The 24,034-nt window shown below is 62.0% G+C and carries 22 protein-coding genes and 1 pseudogene; 8 read left to right on the top strand and 15 right to left on the bottom strand.

Annotated features, from left to right (window positions below; all coding sequences use genetic code 11):
* Nucleotides 1–12: 12 nt before the first annotated feature.
* A complete protein-coding gene (locus tag CUJ91_RS10690) occupies nucleotides 13–1,089 on the top strand; it encodes an HlyD family secretion protein (RefSeq protein WP_114156197.1) in 1,077 nt (358 codons plus the stop codon).
* Nucleotides 1,086–2,624 carry an efflux transporter outer membrane subunit gene (locus CUJ91_RS10695; protein ID WP_114156198.1) on the top strand — a complete coding sequence of 513 codons (1,539 nt, stop codon included), beginning with the start codon at nucleotides 1,086–1,088 and terminating at the stop codon, nucleotides 2,622–2,624. Before CUJ91_RS10690 ends, CUJ91_RS10695 begins: the two co-directional genes overlap by 4 nt.
* Nucleotides 2,625–2,912: 288 nt before the next feature.
* Here the strand turns inward: CUJ91_RS10695 and CUJ91_RS35100 are convergent, their stop codons facing one another.
* The 5 genes from CUJ91_RS35100 to CUJ91_RS10715 form a co-directional block, all read right to left on the bottom strand.
* The gene (locus CUJ91_RS35100; protein ID WP_279635383.1) at nucleotides 2,913–3,044 is read right to left on the bottom strand and encodes a hypothetical protein; all 132 of its coding nucleotides are present in this window, start codon (nucleotides 3,042–3,044) and stop codon (nucleotides 2,913–2,915) included.
* A 180-nt stretch (nucleotides 3,045–3,224) separates the two neighbouring features.
* A complete protein-coding gene (locus CUJ91_RS10700; RefSeq protein WP_029970784.1) occupies nucleotides 3,225–4,301 on the bottom strand; it encodes a substrate-binding domain-containing protein in 1,077 nt (358 codons plus the stop codon).
* 48 nt (nucleotides 4,302–4,349) lie between these two features.
* Nucleotides 4,350–5,732 (bottom strand): LLM class flavin-dependent oxidoreductase, encoded by a 1,383-nt coding sequence (locus CUJ91_RS10705; protein ID WP_114156199.1) that lies wholly within the window; start codon nucleotides 5,730–5,732, stop codon nucleotides 4,350–4,352.
* Between the two features lie 45 nt (nucleotides 5,733–5,777).
* Nucleotides 5,778–6,992, bottom strand: coding sequence for an SfnB family sulfur acquisition oxidoreductase (locus CUJ91_RS10710; protein ID WP_114156200.1), 1,215 nt, complete (start codon nucleotides 6,990–6,992; stop codon nucleotides 5,778–5,780).
* A gap of 4 nt (nucleotides 6,993–6,996) precedes the next feature.
* Nucleotides 6,997–8,244, bottom strand: a complete 1,248-nt coding sequence (locus tag CUJ91_RS10715) for an SfnB family sulfur acquisition oxidoreductase (RefSeq protein ID WP_244230931.1) — start codon at nucleotides 8,242–8,244, stop codon at nucleotides 6,997–6,999.
* Between the two features lie 236 nt (nucleotides 8,245–8,480).
* Here CUJ91_RS10715 and CUJ91_RS10720 point away from each other — a divergent pair, with 236 nt between their 5' ends.
* From CUJ91_RS10720 to CUJ91_RS10735, 4 genes are read left to right on the top strand one after another with little or no spacing between them, the layout of a single operon-like run.
* On the top strand, nucleotides 8,481–9,521 hold the full coding sequence (locus tag CUJ91_RS10720; RefSeq protein WP_114156201.1) for a sugar ABC transporter substrate-binding protein: 1,041 nt from the start codon (nucleotides 8,481–8,483) through the stop codon (nucleotides 9,519–9,521).
* Complete coding sequence (locus CUJ91_RS10725; RefSeq protein ID WP_114156202.1) at nucleotides 9,518–11,071, top strand: sugar ABC transporter ATP-binding protein; 1,554 nt, start codon at nucleotides 9,518–9,520, stop codon at nucleotides 11,069–11,071. The genes CUJ91_RS10720 and CUJ91_RS10725 overlap by 4 nt, the downstream gene beginning before the upstream one ends.
* Nucleotides 11,068–12,096 carry an ABC transporter permease gene (locus CUJ91_RS10730; RefSeq protein WP_114156203.1) on the top strand — a complete coding sequence of 343 codons (1,029 nt, stop codon included), beginning with the start codon at nucleotides 11,068–11,070 and terminating at the stop codon, nucleotides 12,094–12,096. Before CUJ91_RS10725 ends, CUJ91_RS10730 begins: the two co-directional genes overlap by 4 nt.
* Entirely contained in the window at nucleotides 12,089–13,048 is a 960-nt protein-coding gene (locus tag CUJ91_RS10735; protein ID WP_114156204.1) for an ABC transporter permease, read from the top strand. The genes CUJ91_RS10730 and CUJ91_RS10735 overlap by 8 nt, the downstream gene beginning before the upstream one ends.
* On the opposite strand, the gene CUJ91_RS10740 is transcribed toward CUJ91_RS10735, so the two are convergent.
* Together CUJ91_RS10740 and CUJ91_RS10745 are read right to left on the bottom strand one after the other, a co-directional pair.
* Nucleotides 13,039–14,118: an ABC transporter permease gene (locus CUJ91_RS10740; RefSeq protein ID WP_114156205.1), complete on the bottom strand. Its 1,080-nt coding sequence runs from the start codon at nucleotides 14,116–14,118 to the stop codon at nucleotides 13,039–13,041. The genes CUJ91_RS10735 and CUJ91_RS10740 overlap by 10 nt on opposite strands.
* Nucleotides 14,115–15,611 carry a sugar ABC transporter ATP-binding protein gene (locus tag CUJ91_RS10745; RefSeq protein WP_114156206.1) on the bottom strand — a complete coding sequence of 499 codons (1,497 nt, stop codon included), beginning with the start codon at nucleotides 15,609–15,611 and terminating at the stop codon, nucleotides 14,115–14,117. Before CUJ91_RS10745 ends, CUJ91_RS10740 begins: the two co-directional genes overlap by 4 nt.
* A gap of 300 nt (nucleotides 15,612–15,911) precedes the next feature.
* Between CUJ91_RS10745 and CUJ91_RS10750 the strand changes: the two genes are divergently transcribed.
* Together CUJ91_RS10750 and groL are read left to right on the top strand one after the other, a co-directional pair.
* Nucleotides 15,912–16,202, top strand: coding sequence for a co-chaperone GroES (locus CUJ91_RS10750; protein ID WP_006052637.1), 291 nt, complete (start codon nucleotides 15,912–15,914; stop codon nucleotides 16,200–16,202).
* Nucleotides 16,203–16,220: 18 nt separating this feature from the next.
* A complete protein-coding gene (groL, locus tag CUJ91_RS10755; RefSeq protein ID WP_006052636.1) occupies nucleotides 16,221–17,861 on the top strand; it encodes a chaperonin GroEL in 1,641 nt (546 codons plus the stop codon).
* A 162-nt stretch (nucleotides 17,862–18,023) separates the two neighbouring features.
* Here the strand turns inward: groL and CUJ91_RS10760 are convergent, their stop codons facing one another.
* The 8 genes and pseudogenes from CUJ91_RS10760 to CUJ91_RS10795 form a co-directional block, all read right to left on the bottom strand.
* The gene (locus CUJ91_RS10760; protein ID WP_114156207.1) at nucleotides 18,024–18,788 is read right to left on the bottom strand and encodes an amino acid ABC transporter permease; all 765 of its coding nucleotides are present in this window, start codon (nucleotides 18,786–18,788) and stop codon (nucleotides 18,024–18,026) included.
* Entirely contained in the window at nucleotides 18,785–19,525 is a 741-nt protein-coding gene (locus CUJ91_RS10765) for an amino acid ABC transporter permease (RefSeq protein ID WP_181324801.1), read from the bottom strand. Before CUJ91_RS10765 ends, CUJ91_RS10760 begins: the two co-directional genes overlap by 4 nt.
* Nucleotides 19,526–19,616: 91 nt before the next feature.
* Complete coding sequence (locus CUJ91_RS10770; RefSeq protein WP_107706639.1) at nucleotides 19,617–20,435, bottom strand: ABC transporter substrate-binding protein; 819 nt, start codon at nucleotides 20,433–20,435, stop codon at nucleotides 19,617–19,619.
* Nucleotides 20,436–20,693: 258 nt separating this feature from the next.
* Nucleotides 20,694–20,822: pseudogene (locus tag CUJ91_RS10775) on the bottom strand (ABC transporter ATP-binding protein); the annotation flags it as partial.
* 76 nt (nucleotides 20,823–20,898) lie between these two features.
* Nucleotides 20,899–21,276: a nuclear transport factor 2 family protein gene (locus tag CUJ91_RS10780; protein WP_107706812.1), complete on the bottom strand. Its 378-nt coding sequence runs from the start codon at nucleotides 21,274–21,276 to the stop codon at nucleotides 20,899–20,901.
* A 133-nt stretch (nucleotides 21,277–21,409) separates the two neighbouring features.
* The gene (locus CUJ91_RS10785) at nucleotides 21,410–21,763 is read right to left on the bottom strand and encodes a DUF1428 domain-containing protein (RefSeq protein ID WP_006052629.1); all 354 of its coding nucleotides are present in this window, start codon (nucleotides 21,761–21,763) and stop codon (nucleotides 21,410–21,412) included.
* Between the two features lie 159 nt (nucleotides 21,764–21,922).
* The gene (locus CUJ91_RS10790) at nucleotides 21,923–23,125 is read right to left on the bottom strand and encodes an MFS transporter (protein ID WP_107706638.1); all 1,203 of its coding nucleotides are present in this window, start codon (nucleotides 23,123–23,125) and stop codon (nucleotides 21,923–21,925) included.
* A gap of 113 nt (nucleotides 23,126–23,238) precedes the next feature.
* On the bottom strand, nucleotides 23,239–24,000 hold the full coding sequence (locus CUJ91_RS10795; RefSeq protein ID WP_114156208.1) for an SDR family oxidoreductase: 762 nt from the start codon (nucleotides 23,998–24,000) through the stop codon (nucleotides 23,239–23,241).
* Between the last annotated feature and the right edge of the window lie 34 nt (nucleotides 24,001–24,034).

Here is a 24,034-nt window from a genome sequence, read left to right on the forward strand (position 1 = left end):
ACGACAATAGATATGTCCGTTCTCACCCGCCCTTCCAACAAAACGCTTCGCCTCATAGCGTATGTGTCAGTAGCTTGCGCCATTGGTGTCGCCTGCCTATGGCTGCTCGCGACGCCCAATAGCGAGTCGACCAACGACGCCTATGTCACGGCCGATTTCACGCTACTCGCAGCGCGTATCCCCGGCCAGCTTTCCGAAGTACCTGTCGCGGACAATCAGCAGGTGAAGACGGGGCAACTGATCGCACGCATCGACGACCGCGATTTTCGCGCCGCGCTGATGAGCGCCGAAGCGGACGTCGCTGCGGCGAAAGCATCGGTCGTTAACTATGACGCCGAAATCGCGCGTCACCCCGCGCTCGTCGCGCAGGCGCGAGCCACGCTTCGCTCCGACGAAGCGGAGATCCAGTTTGCGCGAGCAAACGCCGCGCGTTACAGCAATCTTTCGGAAGCCGGCGCCGGAACGACGCAAGAGCAGCAGCGTTCTTCCAGCGCATTAGCCGAGCAACTGGCGCAGCAATCGCGCAATCAGGCAGTGCTTGTCGCGACCGAGCAGAACCTCGACGTTTTGCGTGCACAGCGCGACAAGGCGGCCGGCGCGTTAGCGCATAGCGAAGCCACGCTCCAGCAGGCAAAGCTCAACCTGTCGTATACGGAGATTCGCGCACCGGTCGACGGCAAGATCGGCAGACGTTCCGCGCGTGTGGGCGCATTTGTTACGCCGGGCGCCCCGCTTGTCGCCATCGTTCCGCTATCGGACGCATACGTCGTGGCTAACTTCCAGGAAAACCAGCTCGCGAGAATGCGGCCCGGCGCACGCGTGCGTATTAAGGTGGACAGCTTTCCAGGCGTCGTGATCCGAGGCCACGTCGACAGTCTTGCGCCTGCTACCGGCGTGAGCTTCGCGCCCATTGCGCCGGAGAATGCTACGGGTAACTTCACGAAGGTCGTTCAGCGTGTGCCTGTCAAGATCAGCATCGACCCGGGGCAACAGGCTGCATCTGCATTGAGCGTGGGCCTCTCTGTCGAAACGGAAGTCGATGTCGGCAAGCCCGCCGAAGTGTCGATCAGCGGAGCGGACCCAAAATGAACGCGAATCTGTGTTCAATCCGTACACCGGTGCTCGCGACGCTGCTTGGCATGTTGCTCAGTGCATGTATGGTGGGCCCCAATTTCGAACGCCCGCAGACCGCTGTGCCCGATGTATTCAGTCGCACGCAATCCGCACAGGCACCAAGCCGCGCGATCGAAGCCGGCTTTGATTCGGACTGGTGGAAGCTGCTCAACGATCCCACGCTGGACTCGCTGGAGCAACGCCTCACCGATGCGAATCTCGACGTGGCAGCCGCGTCGGCCCGCTTGCGCCAAAGCCGTGCGCAGCAACGTATTGTCGGCGCCGACGAGTACCCGACCGTGAGCGCCGCCGCATCGTATAACCGCGAGCGAGGCAGCATAAACGGCATTCTGTCTTTGCTCGGCGTGACGCCGACAGGAAGCCAAAGCCAATCGGCCTCGGGCGCGTCGCCTACCGGCGTGGCCCCATTGCCAGGCGACAAAGGCTCGCCCGCTTATGACCTCTATCAGTTCGGCTTCGATGCATCGTGGGAACTCGATTTCTGGGGACGCGTACGACGCGGTGTCGAAGCCGCGACGGCGGTGAGTAACGCATCATATGAGGACCGCAACTTTGTGCTCCTGTCCGCGCGGGCCGAATTGGCTCGCGACTATGTGCAGTTGCGCGACACTCAGGCTCTGCTTGAAATAGCCCAGCAGAACCTTGAAATAGCACGCGATGCCACGAAGCTCACGGAAACGCGCGTGCGTGAAGGCGTCACGACGAATCTGGACGTCGCGAATGCGGCCGCCCAGGCGGCGTCGATTGAAAGCCTGATTCCGACTCTTGAAGCCAACTGCGAGACGACCATCAACTCAATTGGCTTATTGCTCGGAATGCAGCCTGGCGAACTACAGCAAACCTTGAGCGCGCGAGGCGCTGTTCCGAAGCTTCCGAACAATGTGCCTATCGGCTTCGCATCGGAAGTCGTGCAACGGCGGCCCGACATCAGAAGAGCCGAGGCGCAGTTGCACGCCGCCACCGCTGCGATTGGAATGGCGAAAGCCGATTTCTATCCACGCATATCGCTGAACGGCAGCGCGGGATTTCAGAGCCTTCAGCTTTCGAATCTCGCGGACTGGGCATCGGGACAGTTTGTTATCGGACCGTCGATCACGCTTCCCATCTTCGAAGGCGGCCGCCTGAAAGGAACACTTCATTTGCGCGAGGCGCAACAGCAGGAAGCCGCAATCGTCTACAAGCGCACGGTGCTGGCCGCGTGGCGCGAAGTCGACGATGCGCTGGTTCTCTACGACGCCGAACAGCGGCGCAACGAGCGCCTGCAACAGGTCGTACGTCTGAATCAGAGTGCGCTTTCGATTGCGCGGCAACGATATAAAGCGGGAGCGGTCGACTTTCTCGACGTGCTCAATGTGCAGAAGCAGCTGCTCGACGCGCAAAGCAATCTGGAGCGCAGCACGGCGAACGCGGCGACGAATCTCATCACGTTATGCAAGGCACTCGGCGGCGGTTGGGAGTCGACGTATGCGCAGCAGGATGCCAGGCAGTAACTTCCTGCATGCCAATGCTCTCCTTCTAACAATCGACACGCAATAGCGAATTGCGGCACTGATGTGGCACTAACGGGGAACCAATGGGGCACTTGAAATCAGCAGTTCAATCTGCGCGATTCTATTGGTCATCGTGATCGACTAATCAGAACCGTTCTTTTAATCGAGGTGGAAAATGAAAGTCTCTCTTGCTTCAGTACTCGTCGCAACGGCGCTCTTTGCCGGATCGGGCGTTGCATTTTCGCAGCCGGCCGGCAATACCAGTCAGGGGGCGAACTCAACGCTGTCTCAGCCGCCGATGGCGCAGTCTTCCGGCTCCATGAGCGGCAACGACTCCCGCGGACCGCAGTACAGCGGATCGACCGCAAGCGGACGCGCGAGGAATGGCGGCGCTTGTGTCGTGGGCTTGTCTTGCGACATCTATCAGGGCAGTTAGCCGGGCCGGGCCGGGCTGGGACGCGTGCCGCCGATGAACGACAGGCAGTTCCTCGGCTCAGCAACGGATCGAAGTCTGTATGAGGGCCGCCCGGCTGTCATAGCGGGCCCCGGCAAGCTTCTGCACTGGCGCCCCTCATCAAGACAAAGAAAATAGCGTTACCTTCATTCCGCCACAGGAATCCAGGCAGCACTCGCCGCATCGCTAGACCTGAACGCCGGAAACCTGGCCCCCAGCTCCGTGACAGTCTTGATGTCGTTCTTCACGAGATCGTCACGCGTAATAAGCGTAGGCTTGACCACGATATGATGCGCAAGCCCCTCACCCGCCACTGCCAAAGCCGCGGCCCGCACAGAAACAGCGCCAACCACCGCGGGATTAGTCGCAGCGGTCGCTACCCACGCACTATTAGGCGCGCGAATCGCCTCTATATCCGCAGTCGAGATATCGGCACTGTAAATGCGAACCTTTGATCCTAGTTTCGCTTCATCCGCTGCCAGCTTCGCGCCGCGTGCAAATTCATCGTAAGGCGCAAAGACCACACGAATGTCAGGATGCGCACGGTACGCCGCCGCGGCCTGGTTCGCGACCGATTGCGCAATCGGATTGTTCACCGTCCCAAAGCGCGCCTTCTCCTGCACCTGTGGATGCGCACTCTTGAACTCGCGCCACACGGCATCGCGCCGGTCCAGCGGCGCAAAGCCCGCCACATAGACATAGCCGGCGGAGAACGCGTCGCCGTTATCCTTGACCGCCTGATTCAACAGCAGCGTCGCAAGGTCATGATCGCTCTGCTCGATCTGCGGCACCTTCGGGTTGTTCAGGTCGACGTCAAATGCAACCACCTTGATGCCTTTATCCAACGCTCGCTGCACCACGTCCTTAAGCGATTCCGGCAAGCCATGATTCACGATGATCGCCGACACGCCAAGGCTGATCGCCTGCTGAATCTGCTCGCGTTGTTCGGCAGCATCCTGCCGCCCCTCGTAAATGCGCAGGTCGATCCCAAGCGCCTTGGCCTGCTTCTGCGCGCCGGCCTCATAGGCCTGGAAGAAATCGCCCTCCGAAAGATAGTTGACCAACGCAATCTTCACGCCGCCCTTGTCGAACGGTGCAGGTGCGCCCTTGAGCGGCGCGGCGTGCGTCGGCTGACCAACGCCCAGCATCGCCGCCGCGGAGAACAACGTCAATGCAACAGCCATGCGTCGCGCGCGCAACGTGTGACTAAAAATCGATTTCATCGGAGGTCTCCTGCAAACCGGTTAACGTAGTGATGGGTGAATGCAAACTCATTCGGCGTGCGCCGTATGTCGAGCCCGATAGCGCGCGCCAGGATGCGGTTCCGCAAGACGCGCCCCCTTGCCATGCAATTTTTCGCGGAGCGAACCGTTCGAATACTCGGTCTTGTACACGCCGCGGCGCTGCAATTCCGGCACGACGAGATCGACGAAATCGCTAAACGTTTCGTGCGTCAGTGCATAGGCGAGATTGAAACCGTCGACGTCGGTCTCTTCGACCCACGACTGCAACTCGTCGGCAATCTCCTGCGGATCACCCACCGACAACGGTCCAAGTCCGCCAATGCCGCCCCACTTCGCAATCTCGCGCACGGTCCATACGCGCGTGGGATCGGCGCTCGATAGAGCCTCCACCGCGGATTGCACCGCGTTGCTCTCGACGTGACGCAGCGGCTCGTCCAGTTCGTACTTCGACAGGTCGATGCCTGTCCAGCCCGACATCAACGCGAGCGCTCCCTCGTCGCTTGCATAGCGCCGATAATCCGCATGTTTTGCATGGGCCTCGGCGGAGGTCTTTCCGGTAATCACCGTATGCAGATTGAAAATCAGCACGTCATGCGGATCGCGGCCGAATGACTTCACGCGAGCGCGAATATCCGCGACGAACTGCTTGAGAATGGTGCGCGACGGCGCCGCGATGAAAATGCACTCGGCGTGCTGCGCGGCGAAGTCCTTCCCTCGCTTCGATGCGCCCGCCTGGTACAGCACCGGCGTACGCTGCACAGAAGGCTCGCAAAGGTGGATGCCCGGCACGTCGAAGTACTTGCCGTGATGCTCGATGGGATGCACCTTCGACGGCTCGGTAAAGACCTGTCGTTCGCCATCGCGCACAACGGCGTCGTCTTCCCATGACGACTCCCATAACTTGTAGCAAACGTCCAGATATTCTTCGGCGAGCGCATAGCGTTCGTCGTGGTTCGCCTGGCTCGGCAAACCGACATTGCGCGCCGCGCTATCCAGATACGACGTCACGATGTTCCAGCCCACGCGCCCGTTGGTCAGATGATCGAGCGTCGACATGCGCCGCGCAAACGGATACGGGTGCTCGTACGAAAGCGAGCACGTCACGCCAAAGCCGAGATGCTGGGTGACATTCGCCATCGCCGAAACGAGCAGGACCGGATCGTTGACGGGCACCTGCGCCGCCTGGCGGATCGCCGCTTCGCCGTTGCCCTTGAAGACATCGTAAATGCCGAGCACATCCGCGATGAACAGGCCATCGAACTTGCCGCGCTCGAGCAGCTTCGCAAGATCGGTCCAGTAATCGAGGTGCTTGTATCGCCACGATGTGTCACGCGGATGCGCCCACAAGCCCGGCGACTGATGCCCAACGCAATTCATGTCGAACGCGTTTAGACGGATCTGTCTGGCCATAATCGGATCCAGTTAGGTTGATGCAAAAAGGAAGCGGCGAGCGCCCTAAATGGCGCCGTGACGCGGTGGCAGCACGTCGTTCAGAAAGTAGTTGCCGACGGCGATGTATTTCCAGCGCACCGGATCATGCAGCGTATGCGTGCGGGCATTGCGCCAGTGGCGGTCGAGGTTGTGCTCGCTCAACGTGGACTGCGTGCCCGCCAGTTCGATTAGACGCGTCGAGGCCTGCAACGCTATTTCCGTTGTGGCAGCACGCGCCTGCGCCACCGCAATCGATGCGGCAGCAACGGTCTGCTCATTCGACTCCTGAGCCGCGAGGTCCACCTTGCGTCCTGCGCGCTCAACCAGCGCGTCCGCGGCATTGAGTTGCAACGCGAGCTTGCCGAACAATTCGATCGTCAGCGGATCGTCGCTTGCGCGTTCCACGCCGCTGTCGATCCACGGACGCGACCGCTCGCGAACGAAGCGCCGTGCATCGGCGAACGCGGCACGCGCAATGCCAAGATCCACTGCGGCGTGAATCAATTGACCGACCGGGCCCACCGTCGTGGGCTTCGCATTGAACGCCGCGCTATACGGCACGACCGCGGCGGCTTCCACATAAACGTTATCGAGCGTGGTCGTGCCGCTACCCGTGGTCCGCTGGCCAAAGCCCGACCAGTCATCCACCACGGACAAGCCTGGCGTCTGCGCGCTCGCAAATGCCACATGCAGCGTATTGTCGGAAGCCTTCGCGACAATGGGAATCCACTGCGCAAACAGCGCACCCGTCGAATAGAACTTCGTCCCGTTGATGCGAAAGCCGTTGCCGTCCGGTGTCAACGTGGTGCGGTAATCAGCGACGGTTCGGGTGCCGCGCTCAGACAGCGCATTGCCAAATCGTTCGCCCGCAAGCGCCCGTTCGAAATAAAACGCCTGCTGTTCGCGCGTGCCGTTAACCCGCAACACGTCCAGCATATAGAAGTGATTTTGCGGAATCTGGCCTATTGCAGGATCGGCTTCGGAGATGATTGCGGTTACCTCGGCCAGCGTCGCAAACGACACCTGGGGTCCACCAAATTCGCGTGGCACAGCAATGCCCCAAAGACCGCTCGACGAGTAGGCTTCGATTTCCGCATGCGGCAAGCGGCGCTCACGGTCACGCTGCGACGCTTCGCGGGCGAAGTCCCGCGCTAACTGGCGCGCGACGTGCAGCGCTTCTTCGTCGTTGGCAATCCGCCTTGCTTCGCTACGCGCCGCCGGTTCTGTCAAGGCATTCATAGCATCAGTTCCACGCATGCCGGGCCGGTTTGACGCCGTTCAGATAGTAGTTGCCGACAAGGTGATATTTCCAGCGCACCGGATCATGCAAGGTATGCGTGCGCGCATTGCGCCAGTGGCGATCCAGATTGTGTTCGCTCAAGGTGGACTGCGTGCCTGCGAGCTCGAACAGCTTTTCGCTCGCCAGTAGTGCGATTTCCGTGGTCAGGACTTTGGCCTCGCCGACTGCGACGGAAGCTAGCGCCACATCGTCCTCGCTGGTGTCGCCCTTGGCGGCGATCGCGTCGAGTGTCCGTGCGGCGCGTTCCAGCAGCGCCTCGGCGGCGTGCAACTGAATATGCAGGTGGCCGATTTCGCGCACGGTCAGCGGATCGTCGCCGGCGCGCTCGACATTGCTATCGATCCACGGCCGCGAGCGCGTGCGCACGAACGTCAGCGTGTCGTTCACCGCGGCCTGTGCGATACCTGCGTCGATCGCCGCCTGAATGATCTGCGAAACGGGTCCGTTCAAGGTGGGGAAATCGGACACGCGATGCGCAGGGAACACATGCGACGCAGGCACGCGCACGCCCTCGAGCACGACCGTACCGCTCGCCGTCGTGCGTTGCCCAAAGCCCGACCAGTCGTCGATCACATTCAGACCCGGCGTGCCCTTCGGTATATACGCGAGCCAGCCTTTACGCTCGTCATCGAGGCCCAGCACCGGCACGAAGTGCGCAAACAACGCCCCCGTCGAGTAGAACTTGGTGCCGTCGACCACGTACTCGTCACCGTCACGCCGCACGCGCGTCTTCAGATCCAGTACGTGTTTTGTGCCCTTTTCCGAAAAGCCGTTACCGAAGCGCTTGCCGCTCACTATCTGCGCAAAGAAATAGCGCTTCTGTTCTTCGGTCCCTGTCAGCGAAATCACATCTACCAGACCGAAGTGGTTTTGCGGCAACTGTCCGAGCGACGGATCTGCTGCTGCAACGATCTTGATCACTTCCGTCAGCGTCACGAAGGACACGCCCGCGCCGCCATACGCCTTCGGCACGGTGATCGCCCACAGGCCCGATTGCGAAAACCATTCAATTTCCTCGTGCGGCAAGCGGCGTTCGCGATCACGCTGAGCGGCGTCCCTGGCGAGACGCACAGCCAGTTCATGGGCGACGGCAATCGCCTCGGCGTCATCCGCAATGACACGCGCGGCATGTTGATGCACACCGCTTACCTGCGACGCGTTCGCTTCGTTCGCTTCATGTACCTCGGCCATACGAATCTCCGCTTGAGTGACTGATTACACAATCTATCAGCGGGTACGACGCGCGCAAACTGAACGTTTATGAAATGAATATTCCTTCGGATGGCAAACGAATTTTTCCGCAACCGCAGATAAGCACTTCGCAGCCGACCTGATAAAGATAGTCCGATTCGATAGTTTCATGCGCGATGCGTTGTTGATTAGAGTCATCGCAGGATGGACCTTCTTGCCTCTTCAAACCGGACACCATGAAACGCCCTCTGCCCACTCTGCCCACTCTGTTCTCGCTGCTCGCCGCAACCGCTTTCACACTCGCCGGAGGCCTCTTCTCTCCAGCGCACGCGCAAGGCGAAACGCCCGTGGCGGCGTCCACGGGCGATAACGTCGCGCCGGTGCCCTCGCTCAAGGGCAAACGCATCGGCATTACTGTGGCAGGCACGGATCATTACTGGGATCTGAAAGCCTACCAGGGCGCCGTGGATGAAGTAAAACGCCTCGGCGGCACACCGATCGCGCTCGACGCGGGCCGCAACGACAACCGCCAGATTGCGCAGATCCAGACGCTGATCGCGCAGAAGCCCGATGCGATCATCGAACAATTGGGCACTGCAACAGTACTGGAGCCGTGGTTGCAGAAAATACGCCAGGCCAACATCCCGCTGTTCACAATCGACACAGCATCTCCGTCGAGTATCAACGACACGACTTCGGATAACTTCTTCATCGGCGAACAGCTTGCGCTGAAGCTCGTCAACGACATTCACGGCGAGGGCAACATCCTCGTATTCAATGGTTTTTACGGCGTGCCGGTTTGCGCAATCCGCTACGACCAGTTGAAAGCCGTGCTGAAGTACTACCCGAAAGTGCACATCATCCAGCCCGAGTTGCGCGATGTAATCCCGAACACGGTGCAAAGCGCGTATGCGCAAGTGAGCCAGTTGCTCGCGAAGTATCCGAAGGGGCAGATTGCCGCGATCTGGTCGGCATGGGACGTGCCGCAGGTCGGCGCCACGCAGGCCGTGGATGCCGCGCATCGAAATGAAATCAGAACCTACGCCGTGGATGGCAGCCCGGACGTCGTGGCGCTCGTCAAGGACCCGAAGTCGAGCGCAGGCGCCGTGGTCGCACAGCAACCGGCGTTGATCGGCAAGACGGCCGTGGACAACGTCGCGCGCTACCTCGCGGGCGACCGCACCTTGCCGCCCTACACTTACGTGCCGTCGATTCTCGTCACCAAGGACAACGCCGGCAACGTCCAGCAAACCCTGGGACAACTCGGCTCGAAATGAATCCAAAGGCGCATCCTTCCGCGCTTGTGCTGCGCGACGTCGTCAAACATTTCGACGGCGTGCCCGCGCTGCGCGGCGCGTCGCTCAACGTGGCGCGCGGCAGCGTACACGGTCTGATCGGCCAGAACGGCGCGGGCAAATCGACGCTGATCAAGATTCTCGCCGGTATTCACGCAGCGGATTCGGGCACGATCAGCGTCGACGGCATCGAACAACCGCTCGATGCGTCCGCTCACACGCATGGGTCCGGCATTGGCTTCATCCATCAGGAACGCATGCTGCCGCCCACCTTCACGGTCGCGGAAGCGCTCTGGCTGGGCGACGAACGCAGCTTCGGTCCACGCGCGGCGGGCCCGTTTCGTCTACTGGACGTGCGCCGCATGCAGCGCGATGCGCGTGACGCGTTGCAGAAACACTTCGGTGTCGACTTGCCGCCCAACCGGCTGATAGCCGATCTCAGCGTCGCTGAACAGCAGATCGTGCAGATCACGCGCGAACTGATTCGCGAGCCGCGCATCCTCGTCTTCGACGAACCGACCGCGGCGCTGGTGAGCCGCGAAGTGGACCGCTTGCTGCAGACCATCGATCGTCTGCGGCAACGCGGCCTGACCATCCTTTACGTGTCGCATTACCTCAATGAAATCGCCGCTGTCTGCGATCGCGTGACCGTGCTGCGCGACGGCGCGGACGTCGCTCATGTCGATGCACGCACCACCTCTACGGAGTCGCTCGTCACGGCAATGATCGGCGCGCAGCCGCAAACGCGTATGCCCCAGTCGGCGCGCACACCTGGCGAAACCGTGTTGAGCGTACGCAATCTGAGCGCGCAAAACCGCTTCGAAGACGTCTCGTTCGATGTGCGGCGCGGCGAGATTATCGGCGTGACCGGTTTGCTCGGCTCCGGCGGCAAGCAGGTGATCCGCAGTCTGTTCGGGCTTGAACGCGGCGTCGAGGGCGTGATCGAAATCGACGGCAAGCCGGTGCGTTTGCGACGTCCGCAGGACGCCGTGCGCCGACGCATTGCCTTCGTTCCGGAAGACCGGCGCGCGCACGGCGTTGCGCCCGCGCTTTCCGTGCGCGAGAACACGACGCTTGCCAGTCTCGCGCGCTTCAGTCGCTTCGGGCTGCTGAAGCAACGCAGCGAGACCCTCGCCGTGCAAGGTCTGATCGAGGATCTGGCCGTGCGCACGCCGGGCACGGAAGCGCCGGTGCGGCATCTGTCCGGAGGCAACCAGCAGAAAGTCGCGCTCGCGAAGTGGCTGAGCCGCGCGTCGTCGGTGTATCTGCTCGATGAGCCTACAGTCGGCGTCGACATCGGCGCAAAAACGGAGATCTATCGTCTGCTGGACCGGCTTGCGCGGGACGGTGCCGCCGTACTGCTGTTCTCCAGCGATCTGATCGAACTGCTCGGCATGACCGACCGCGTGCTGGTGATGGCGCGAGGCCGGATCGTACGCGAACTCGTCTCACGCGAAGCCGATAGCCAGGACGTGCTCGCATGGGCAACCGGTGCACGCGGCGCGTCGTCGCAACAGGAGGTTGCCGCATGAGCAAGGTTCTCGAAAACGCGCCACGTAGCGGCAAATTCGAATTGCCCGAACGCTTCTTCGGCGCGCAATGGTGGCTGCGCAGCGGTGCGGCGCTCGCCTTTGCCGCAGTGTTCGTCGGCTTTGCCATCAGTTCGCCGCTCTTTTTCAGCCTCGCCAATCTGGCCAACGTCGTGCAGCAATCCGCAGTCGTTGGAATACTCGGCTTTGGGTTGACGATTGTGCTGATAGGCGGCGGTGCCGATCCGATCAGAGGCGGCCTTGATCTGTCCGTCGCGGCCAATCTCGGGCTGAGTGCGGCGGTGTACGCGGTGACGCTGCGCGAGGGCTTTTCGCCTTTGAGCGCTTTCGCGCTGACGCTAGCAGCGGGCGCCGCAGTCGGTGCGCTCAACGCGTTCGCCGTGATCGTACTGCGCATCTTCCCGTTGCTTGCCACCCTGACGACGATGAATCTCTGCGCCGGATTCGAACTGGTGCTCACGCAGAATACGTCGGTGCCTGCAAGCGGAGCATTGCCTGGCTTCCTGCTTGACAATGGCGCGCTTGGCGTGCCCCATCTTGCGTATACGTTGCTGCTCGTTGCCGCGCTCTTCACCTTGCTGATTCACTACACACCGTTCGGATTGCGCTTGCGCGCGGTCGGCGCTCATCGCGACGCCGCGCAGGCAGCGGGCGTTCGAACTCATCGCTACATTGCGGCCAGTTACGTGTTGAGCGGCGTGGCGGCTGCGTTGGCGGCACTGGCTTCCACCGCGCTACTCAGCGGCAGTTCACCGGGCGCGGGAGAAAATCTGCTGGCGACCGTCGCGGCGGCATTGCTCGGCGTCGTGTTTTCGCGGCGCCTCGTGCCGACCATTCCGGGCACGCTGCTCGCCGTGCTTTTTATCGGCGTGATCAGCAACGGCTTTCAACTCGACAATGTATCGAGCTATTGGGTCAACGGAGTGGAAGGCGTGTTGATTCTGTTTGTGGTCGCCACCACTGCTCTGGTCCGCCGCCGTCATGCGGGGAGTCACGCCCATGATTGAAACCATCGGACGCTTTCAGCGCTTCGCGCTAGTCGGCGCATTGATCGCCGTGATCGTTTTCTTTGCGGTTTTTGCGCCCGGTTTTGCGCGGGCCGGCAATCTCGCCGACGTTCTGCTCAACAACTTCGCATTGCTCGCTATCGCCTCGCTTGGCATGACGCTCGCATTGTCCCTGGGTGCGATCGATCTGTCGCTCGGCACGTCTATCGACGTCGCCAGTCTCGCGTTCGTGCTGTTGAGCGCACATCATGTGGGCGTGTTGCCGGCGGCATTGGGCGGTCTCGCCGCCGCATTCGTAATTGGCGCGTTCAACGGCGTGCTGATCGGCAGACTCGGCATCGCGCCGTTTCTCGCGACGCTCGGCACGTTGTTCATCGGACAAACCGTGCAACAACTCGCGACCGATGGCGGACAGCCCGTGTATCTGTTGAATATGGCGTTGCCGCCGCTATTCAGTGCGCTCGCGCATGGCGCCGTAGCCGGCCTCCCGGTGCCGTTATGGATCGTCGCTGCATTGGCGCTTATCGTACACGTCACGCTTTCGCGCTCCGCGTTCGGCAGGGCGATTACGGCGCTTGGCGCGCAACCTGGCGTTGCACGCTATTCGGGGCTGCCGGTGGCGACGATCACGGCAGTGACTTTTATCGCCAGCGCGTTGATTTATGGCGTCGTGGGACTGCTGCTTTCGTCCACCGTCAAAGCGTACGTTCCGCAGGCCGGCAACGGTTATCTGCTCAATGCGATCGGTGCGACGTTTATCGGCACCACGTTGTCGCCGACGCGCCGTCCTGGCGTCGTCGGCACCTTGCTTGGCGTGCTGCTGCTCAGTCTGGTCGCAAACGGACTCTTGCTGATCGGCTGGAATTTCTACTGGCAACAAGTGGCGACCGGCGCATTGATCTTCGCCGTGCTGGCCGTCAGCTTCGCTCAGCGCCGCGCCCGTTATGCGTGAGATTCCGCGCCACGTCCCACGCTAAACGTAAATGCCAACGCGCCGACCAGCAGCACACCCTTGATGAAATCCTGCATGTAGTACGGCGCGTTGAGCATCGTCAAGCCGTTCAACAACACACCGACGAACACTGCGCCGACGACCGTGCCGAACACGTTTGGCCGCTTGGCGCCCCACACCGCGTATCCGACCAGCGATGCCGCGACGGCATCGAGCAGCATCGAATGGCCCGCGCTGACATCGCCACGGCCGACGCGCGCGGCAATCAGCACGCCGCCCAGCGAAGCAATCGCGCCCGACACGACATACGCGGCGATCCGGTAGCGCGCAGTCGGTGCGCCAGCGAGACGCGCCGCCGTCTCGTTACCGCCGATTGCGTAAATGACGCGGCCCCAGCGCGTGCTTTCCATCAGCACGCAAGCCACCACCGTCAACACGGCAAGCACGATCACCGGCAGCGGCACGATGTCGAATAGACGCAGACGTCCGAGCGCCAGGAACGCATCGGGGAATACGCCGGTCGTTTCCGTGCCGTCGGGCAGGATCGTACCCGTGGCGAGCGAACGGCCACCTGTGGGTATCAATTGCAAGCCGGCCAGCAGAAACAGCGTGCCGAGCGTGGCAAGCTGATCCGGCACGCGCAGGCGCGTAATCAGCAGGCCGTTGAAGAGACCCGCCAGCACGCCGAGGACGAAGCATGCGGCGACCGCCGCGAGCGTATTGCCGTGCCAGACGATCAACACATAGCTCGCCGCCATCTGCGCCGATGCGGCCACGCTGCCCACCGACAGATCGAAACCGCCCGCCGCAAGCGTCACGGTCACGCCGATTCCGAGCAGCGCCACAATCGACACCGACTGCAAAATGCTGAACAGGTTGTCGATATTCAGAAACGCCGGCTGGTTGAGCGCAAAGACGACGATCAGTAGCGCGAGCACGAGGAGCATGCCGGTTCGTTCGAGGTGGCCTCGCAGGCTGCGCAATGCGCCGCCTTTGCGTGCGACCGGGGTTCGTGCGGCGTGCGCGTTTTGATCGACGGCCTCGGATGCAATCGAAGAGCTGGTTTTCATGAGTGAGTGTGGAGATTGAGGTCGGAATGGGCGGCAGGCTCGAGCGTGGCCCGATCGAAACGGACAACGCGATCGGCGATCTCGAGCGCCTCTTCGAGATCGCTGACGAAAACGAGCGTGGCGCGTTGGCCGGCGTGACGCCGCAACGTATCGACGATATCGGCGCGTGCGCCCGCATCGACGCCCTGAAACGGTTCGTCGAGCAGCAGCAAACGCGCGGGCTGCGCATGCCAGCGCGCGAGCACGACTTTCTGCTGATTGCCGCCTGATAGACGCGTGAGCCGGTCATCCGGACCCGTGCAGCGAATCCCGAAGTTGTCGATTGCGTCGGCCGCCGCGCGCTGTTCGCGGCCGCGATTGACCACGCCCCGCCTGAACCAGCGCGTGAGAAACGGAAAGCTGAGTGTGCCCGCGATCGACGCGAACGGTACGCTGTCCGGAAACAGCGATGTACGCCAACGGTCTTCGCCCGCGAGGAAGACACCGGCGCGGATTGCGTCGGCAGGTGAGCGCGGACGCCACGGCTTGCCGTCGAGCGTCATCGTGCCGGACGCTGTGCGGATCGCGCCGAAAATGGCCCGTGCAAAACGCGACTTGCCCCCGCCGACCGGCCCGGCGATCGCGACGATTTCGCCTTGCTGCACGTCGAGATCGAAAGAGACGCTGCCGGGCGTCAATTGCAGATCGCGTACGCTGAAGCAGGGCTTCTGAGCGCAGAGAGCAGCATGAGTGGAGACGGCCGCGTTGCGATCGCTGCGCAGTTTGCGGCCGATCATCGTTTCCACTGCGGCGTTGAAATCGATCGGCGCGCGCAAGTCGGAGACGATGCGGCCGTCGCGCACAATCGTCACGCGCTGCGCAATACGACGCAGGTCGCCGAGCCGATGCGATACCAGCAGAATCGCAACACCTTCATCGCGCAAGCGCTCGAGCAACGCAAAGAGACGCTCGGCCTCCGGCTCGGACAGACTGGCCGTGGGTTCATCGAGAATCAGCAGCGCCGGTCGCGTAGCCAAAGCACGCGCCAGCGTCACGAGCTGCTGCGCGGCGAGCGACAGCGACGCCAAGGGCGCAGCCAGATCGGCGTCCAGCCCTACCCGCGCGGCCAACGGCGCTGCGTCACGAATGCGCGCTGCCGGCGGCGCGCGCCACGGCGAGGCCGGATCGCACAGGCGGTCGAGCAACAGGTTGTCCGCTATGGAAAGCGTCGGCACCACCGCATCAGCAATGGACTGGTGGACGGTGGCAATGCCGAGCTGTTTCGCGTGATGCGGCGACGCGGGCTGGAACGGCTCGCCACGCAAGCTCAGATTGCCGCCGTCGGGGCGATAAACCCCACTCAAGATTTTGACCAGTGTGGATTTGCCCGCGCCGTTGGCGCCCATCAGCGCGACGACTTCACCGGCGCTGATCGAGAAGTCGACGGAATCGAGCGCCAGCGTGGGGCCGAAGCGTTTCGAAACGGCGGCGACGGTCAGAATGGGAACGGCCATCGAAGAGCGCGCAGCGTGACTGCGCTCGTAGCGAATGACCGACCATCGTAGCTAGCGGATATCAGCCGGCCAACGAAGCGTTGCTCATATCGATAGTGTGGCCGCTTTCTCTTCCCTGGCCCGATATCGGCCCGGAGACCGAACGGCAAGCAACGGGCGACTAGCCTCCACCCAAATGCCAAACGCGCATAACCTTCGATGAATCGCTTATTGGAGCAACGCGCGCTCTTCTTTCTATACTCGATTCCGGTCAGCACTCACCAACGACGAGTGCCAAAACTCACACGCGGATATCGAACCATGAGCCTACGTCCTTTGCATGACCGCCTGATCGTCAAGCGTCTCGACCAGGAAACCAAAACCGCTTCGGGCATCGTGATTCCTGAAAGCGCTGCCGAAAAACCCGATCAGGGCGAAGTTATCGCCATTGGTCCGGGCAAGCGCGATAGCGACGGCAAGCGCGTCGAACCTGACCTCAAGGTCGGCGAGCGCGTGCTGTTCGGCAAATATGCGGGACAGTCGGTCAAAGTCGACGGCAACGAACTGCTCGTGCTGCGCGAAGAAGATGTCGTGGCAGTGGTCACTCAATAACGAACGGAGCGTCAAATCATGGCAGCAAAAGAAATCATTTTCAGCGACGTCGCCCGCTCGAAACTCGTGGAAGGTGTCAACATTCTGGCCAACGCGGTCAAGGTCACGCTCGGTCCGAAGGGCCGCAATGTTGTGCTCGAACGCAGCTTCGGTTCGCCCATCGTGACCAAGGACGGCGTCTCGGTCGCCAAGGAAATTGAATTGCCGGACCGCGTGCAGAACATCGGCGCGCAGCTCGTGAAGGAAGTCGCCTCGCGCACCAGCGACGCCGCCGGCGACGGCACCACCACCGCGACCGTGCTCGCGCAAGCCATCGTCCGTGAAGGACAGAAGTATGTGGCGGCGGGCCTCAATCCGCTGGACCTGAAGCGCGGCATCGACAAGGCCGTGATCGCCGCGATCGACGAGCTCAAGAAGATCAGCAGGCCGACCACGACCAGCAAGGAAATCGCTCAGGTCGCGACGATCTCGGCCAACGGCGAAGAGTCGATCGGCCAGCGGATTGCCGAAGCGATCGACCGTGTCGGCAAGGAAGGCGTGATCACCGTGGAAGACGGCAAGTCGCTCGACGATGAACTCGACGTGGTGGAAGGTCTGCAATTCGATCGTGGCTACCTGTCGCCGTATTTCATCAACGATCAGGACAAACAGGTGGCCGTGCTCGATAACCCGTTCGTGCTGCTGCACGACAAGAAGGTATCGAACATTCGCGATCTGCTGCCGGTTCTCGAACAGGTCGCGAAAGCCGGCCGCCCGCTTCTGATCATCGCGGAAGATGTCGAAGGCGAAGCGCTGGCTACGCTCGTGGTCAACAACATTCGCGGCATTCTGAAGACGGTTGCTGTGAAGGCTCCGGGCTTCGGCGATCGCCGCAAGGCGCTGCTCGAAGACATCGCGATTCTGACCGGCGGCCAGGTGATCGCCGAAGAAACGGGACTGTCGCTCGAAAAAGCGACGCTCGCGGAACTCGGTCAGGCCAAGCGGATCGAGGTCGGCAAGGAAAACACCACCGTCATCGACGGCGCGGGCGACAGCAAGAACATCGAAGCACGCGTGAAGCAGATTCGCACGCAGATCGAGGAAGCCAGTTCGGACTACGACCGCGAGAAACTGCAGGAACGGGTCGCGAAACTGGCGGGCGGCGTGGCGGTCATCAAGGTCGGCGGCGCGACCGAGATCGAGGTCAAGGAAAAGAAAGACCGTGTCGACGACGCGCTGCATGCAACGCGTGCCGCTGTCGAGGAAGGCATCGTGCCGGGCGGCGGCGTCGCGCTGATTCGCGTGAAGCAGGCTATCAGTGCGCTCAAGGGCGTGAATGCCGATCAGGATGCGGGCATCAAGATCGTGCTGCGCGCGCTAGAAGAACCGCTGCGGCAGATCGTGACGAATGCCGGCGAAGAGGCCAGCGTGGTCGTCGCGAAAGTGGCGGAAGGCACGGGCAATTTCGGCTACAACGCACAGACCGGCGAGTATGGCGACCTGGTGGAATCGGGCGTGCTCGATCCGACCAAGGTGACGCGCACGGCGCTGCAAAACGCGGCATCGGTCGCGGGTCTGCTGCTCACCACCGACGCCACCGTCCATGAAGCGCCGAAGGATGCGCCGGCAGCGGGACAGCCGGGCGGTCCCGGCGCGGGCGGGCCGGGACTCGATTTCTAAGTACCCGTACCGTCTGCCGCAAGGCATCGCGCACTTGCACTGCGCGCGGTTAAACGCAAGGGACACGGGCCGGTATTCGCTTTATCGCGAGCCGGCTTGTGTCTGTTCTGCTCTCGCCTGCTCTCCGCTCACGGCCCGCAGCCGATGCGCAAACTCATCGCATCAACGCACCGCCACGCCGTGTTGTTCATCGCGCACCGTACTGGCCTCGGTTTCCATTTCCGTTGCCGCATCGATGCGCGTCACGTGAACCGCCCGTTCCCGCAACAACACCCGAGACGCGATCCATTGCAGCGCGGAGCACAAAACCAGATACACGATCCCGACGAATACGAAAATCTGCGCGGGATAAATCATCAGACGGCTGTTGACCTGATTGGCGAGAAACGTGAATTCCGGCACGCCGACGATATACGCGAGCGACGTGTCCTTCACCAGCGACACCCACTGATTCACGAATGACGGCAGCATGATGCGCACGGCCTGCGGCAGCACCACATGACGCAATGCCTGCCAGCGCGTGAGCCCGAGCGACAGCGCCGCCTGCTGCTGGCCCGCGCCGACCGACACGATCCCCGCATGCACCGCATGCGACAGATACGCGCCGCCGATCAGCGACAGCGCGCAGACCACCGCGACGAGGCCCGGCACGTCGATATGCAGCAGCGTCGGCATCAGGAAGAAGGTCCAGAAGATCAGCATCAGCACCGGAATTGCGCGGAAAAACGCGACGATTCCGAGCAGCACCACGTATGCGCCGCCGCGTGTCAGCGCGAGCGCCACGCCGCCCGCCAATCCCACGACGGCGGACAGCAACGCCGACACCACCGAGAGCACGACCGTCAGCGCCGCGCCGCCCAGCGGCCCGTTGGGAAACGCACCGAGCAGCAGATAGCGCAGCGTCGGCAGCCACTCGAGGGCGGTCATGCTCGCCCCCGTTGCAGCGCGCGTACGCCCGTGTGCTGCCAGATCACGAGAGCCGTTTCGATTAGCGCGACGGTGCCGACATACAGCACGGTTGCCGTGCCGAACGCCTGAAAAGTCCGGAAGCTTTCCGTGTCGACCTGGCGCGACGCATACGACAACTCGGCGACGCCGATCGCCATCGTCAGCGACGAGTTCTTCACGATATTCATGTATTGCCCCGCGAGCGGCGGCGTGGCGATCCGCACCGCTTGCGGCAGCACCACGTGCCGCAAGGTCGCGTAACGCGTCATGCCCAATGCCGCGCTCGCCTGATATTGCGCGATGCCCACGCCGCGGATTCCGGCGCGAAACTCCTCGGCGATAAAGGCCGTGCTGTAGCACGTCAGCCCGAGCCAGCCGGCGAACAGTTCGAAGCTCGGCCAGTGCAGCGCAAACGGCCCGGCGCTCAGGACATGCGGCGTGTTCAGCCACGTCATCCACGCGGAAGGCAGCAGCATTGCCGCGCCGAAGTACCAGAACAGCAATTGGACCAGCAACGGAGAATTGCGAAACACGAGTACGTAGAGCTTCGCCGCCGTGGCGACCGCGCGATGTTGCGCGATGCGGGCCATTGCCAGCCCGAATCCAAGCAACGTCGCGCACACGCTCACGCACGCCGACAGGATCAGCGTGATCAGGAAGCCGTGCGCGAGCCAGCCGAGATAGCGCGGGCCCAGCCAGAAGTTCATCAAATGCATTTGGAGAAAACGCGGTCCTGTATCAGCAAGAAGGCCCGGTCACGCGTTTCGTGACCGGGCCATGTCGAGGCGGCTGTCAAGCGACGGGCGTTCAGCTCTTCTGCGGATCGCCGATCCTGAACAGACGCGGCAGCGGCGCGGCGCTCTTCGGGCCGAACCAGGTATCGTAGATCGTGCCGGCCGTGCCCTTGGCTTCGAGATCCTTCAGCGTGTCGTTGACGACATTCAGCAGGCGCGTCTCGCCCTTCGGCACGCCCACGCCTTCGTAGTCGTTGGAGATCGTGAACGGCGGGATCTCGTAGTTCGCCTTGTCCGGCACCTTCGCCAGCAACGCGACGAGCTTCGGTCCGTCCTGCGTGATCGCCTGCACGTTGCCCGTGCGAAGCGCGGCGAAGGCGAACGGCGTGTCGTCGTAAGCGATGATCGTCGCGCTCGGGAATTGCGCGCGCACCTGCTGCTCATTGGTCGTGCCTTTGTCGGCGCCGATCCGCAAACCGTTCAACTGTTGCGGCGAAGTAAGCGTGCCCTTCTTCGCGATGAATTGCGTGCCCGACGCAAAATACGGCGTGCTGAAATCCACTTCCTTCTTGCGGTCGTCGGTAATCGTGAAGTTGGCGAACACGAGATCCACCTTGCCCGACTTCAGGAACGCGATGCGGTTCGCCGGATTGGTCGGCTGGATCTCGAGCTTGACGCCGAGGCGCGTGGCGAGCGCTCGCGCATAATCGACGTCGAGCCCGACGATCTGATTGCTCTTCGGATCGACGAAGCCGAACGGCGGATTGCTGTCGAACGCGGCCACGCGCAATACGCCCGCCTTCCTGATGTCGTCGAGGCGATCCGCGTGCGCGGCGGCGGACATGACAAGCAGACTTCCGGCGATCGCTGCGCCAAGCACTCTGAGATTCATAGCGGTGGTTTCCTGTTGTTTTGATGGGCCGCGCGCGAGGTCGAATAGCGCGTGCCTTAGCGTGAGAAGTGGACTCTAGCAACGCTCGCGCACGGCACAAACCAAGCAATTTTCAGGTGCTAAGCAGCGTTTCTGATAATGGGTGGGGCGCGGCGGCGGGGTTGGGTATTCCCGTGTTCGCGTTTTCAGTGCGGGTGTCCGCGCGGAACCTGTCGTCTATCCACGCAACGCACCAGGGCAATCCACAATCCGTCGCGCTCACGACCCCGTTTCCGCCGCAAGCGATCCGCCGAGATAAGCATCGCGAATCCGTTGATCGCCGAGCAGTTCGCTTGCGGTGCCCGACAACACCACGCGGCCGGTCTGCAGCACATAGCCGCGATGCGCGCATCGCGGCCAGGTCATCCGGTTGTCCCATTGCCGACAACCGCGCAAAACCGCGCTTCTGGCATCCAATGAGTTGCTACGCGACCGACGTCACATATCCGCCATCGGGCGCGTCGTGCGGAAGGGACCAGCCGAAATAGACCTCTGCCTCGACGATCTTGCCGCCGCGGACGGTCAGCCGCTCCGTATTGCGGAATCGTCGACTGCCAAGAGTCGTTGCTTCGTAAACGACGAACACCTGTTCGCCATGAACAACGACATCGACGAACTGAAAGTCGGTAATCGTCTCGCTGTTCGGCCAACAACGCGTGAAGTAAGTGCTGCGATCCAGGCGGTTATCCAGAGGGCTAGTGAAATGGAAGTCAGCGCCGATCAGCGCCTCGATGGCGGCGCGGTCCTTATGTACATAGGCGAGATAACTCGCACGGGCGATGTCGGCAGGATCTTGCTGCATATACGTCGTCTCCATTGAATGTTTCAGGAAAGCGCCTCAACGGCCTGTTCCCGCAGGCTGACCTGCGGAAAACTCAGGTGCATCGCAGGCTCCTGGCCATTGTCGACCCGACCGGCGCCGCCTTCTTTGCCCCTCATGCGTCCACGATCACTTCAAACCCGCCGTAGATCAGCCGCTTGCCGTCGAAAGGCATCGGATTCGTGTCGGGCTGCAGCCGTGGGTCGGCCATCACCGCTTTCATGCCGTCGTCTCGTGCCTGACGCGAAGGCCAGACAACCCAGGAGAACACCACCGCCTCGTCATGCTGCCGTTTGACCGCCATCGGAAAAGACGTCAGCTTCCCTTCCGGGACGTCGTCTCCCCAGCACTCGACCACCTTCAATGCGCCGTGCTCCTTGAAGACGGCCGCTGCCGATTCGGCATGCTTCCTGTACGTTTCGCGATTGGCCGTGGGCACCGCGGCGACAAACCCATCTATGTAAGTCATGAACGATCTCCGGTTTGCGTGAGTCATGAATAAGGGCGCAAAAGCGACATCGGGACCGCATTGCCGCAATCTTGCCGCCCTATACACACGACGAACCACGCTTGAGGAAATCGACAAAGCTCACGATAAATTTCGTCCGCGTGCGCGCGCACTGGAAGATCAGGACTGACTCGAGCCGCCGGCGACAGGCACCTGAATCCTCACAACGGAAGCCCGCGAAATAATCAGACTAACAGCGGAAAGTGCGAGGAAGCCCAACGAGGTGCAGATGACACCCGCAAAACCGAACACCGGATAGACATGCCCCGCCACTGCCGAACCAAAGCCGATTCCGCAAAATACGAACGACGCAGTCAACGCTAATGCAGTCCCGCGCCGGTCCGGCACCATCTCGACGATCCGGCGCTGCTGGGAAGGCCACAGCAGATCCGTGGCGAATGCCCAGGCAGCAAGCGCAACGAAGAACCATTGCAGATGGGGTGGCGTCATCCAAAGCAACGCGAGGTCGAGGGCGAGCAGCGCGAGCCCAGCGGTCAACATCGCTTCCGCGCTATAGCGCCTCGCGGCACGCGTCACGAAAAGGTTGCCTGCGACGCCGGCAACGCCCAGCACGACAAGCGCGGCCGATACAGCGCTGGAACCGGCATGGAACGTGTCGCGAACAATCGGCGCAATAAACGAGTACGTCGAATAGACGCCTGCCGCGATGAAAAACACGACGAGAAACGCGCTGAGTGTCTCGGTACGGCTTAGCAGCGATGTAACGGTTCTGAGCTCGACATGCTCGCCCTCGCTGGAATCGGGCACGACCGCCACGATAAGCGCCGCTGTTGCCGCGCCCGCGCACGCAATCGCAACGAATAACGCCCGCGCCCCCCACACGTGAGCGACCCATGCCGAAAGCGGCATCCCGACGAGACCCGCGATACTCAGTCCGAGCAGAACGATGGCGATCGCGCTGCCCTGATGCCTGGGTTCAACGAGGCTCGATCCCAATGCGCCAAGCACAGGACCAATAAATCCCGCGCCCAATCCCATCAGCACGCGCGACAGAACGAGGACGGAGTAGTTTGGTGCGGCCGCGAACAGCAATGCGGCGGCGCTGAAGAGCGAGAGCCCGATGAGCACCTGGCGACGCCGTCGCAAATGTCCGAAGCCGACTTGCAGAAAAGGCGCGGCAAACGCGAAGGTCACGCCAAAAAAAGATATCAGGTAGACGCTTTGCGCGTCGGCAAGACCCCATTCACGCGAAATCGCATTGAGACTGCCGACGACCGACAACGCGCCTGTCGCTTGCACGAAGTACGCAAAACTGAGCGCGCGAAGCGCACGCGTGGTTTTCGCAGGGATAGCTGGGGTCATGAGCGAGTACTGGAGTTGAGCGATTCCGGCGCCGGACGGCGGACGGCGGACAAGCGGCCGGACCGCGCAAGCGGCGCCGAGCGCCGCTTTGTCGCGATCGCCGTTCGGGTACGTCAGGCTACTGGAATGGGGTTGTCTTTCAACGAGAGGTTGAACTGGTCGACGAACGCATACTCGTTAGGTCCGACGTTGTCGCGCAGCGGCTGGGCAGCGCTGACCACCACTTCCTGCGTCGCGGTAGCGAGCTTGTCCAAGGTCTCGGCGATGAACGCATCGAGCGGCATTGCACGCGGATCGCCACTCCTGTGGACGAGATCCGTGTCGACCCACGGCGGCGCGATTTCGAGCACGCGCACGCTGGTGTCGCGCAGCATGAATCGCTGCGACATGGTGTACGAGTGGACTGCTGCCTTGGTTGCGGAATACAGCGCAGTAGCAGCCAGCGGTACATAGGCGAGCACGGAACTGTTGTTGATGATCGTCGACTCCGGCTGCTGCTTGAGATGTTCGACAAGCGCCGCACTCATCCGCACCGGACCGAGCAGGTTTGTATTGATCAGATGCACCGCCTGCTCATCGTCGAGCGCACTGCCCGCGTTGTCGAACGGCATGATGCCCGCGTTGTTGATCAAGACGTTCAGCGTGGGATAGCGCCCGATCAATTGCCTTGCCACCTGTTGAATCTGCGCGCCGTCTGCAATGTCGAGTTCCATGACACCGATGCCCGGGTTCGCCTTTGCGACCTCGTCGAGTAACGCTTTGCGCCGCCCGGCAATGATCACCTTGTTGCCGCGTTGATGGAACGCTTCGGCGAGCGCGCGTCCAATACCCGACGTGCCGCCCGTAATGAATATCGTGTTGCCTGAAAGTTTCATGATCACCGCTTCCTTAATGTAGATGTGTATCGGC

Origin of the sequence: Paraburkholderia graminis (assembly GCF_003330785.1) — a bacterium.
Lineage (GTDB): Bacteria > Pseudomonadota > Gammaproteobacteria > Burkholderiales > Burkholderiaceae > Paraburkholderia > Paraburkholderia graminis.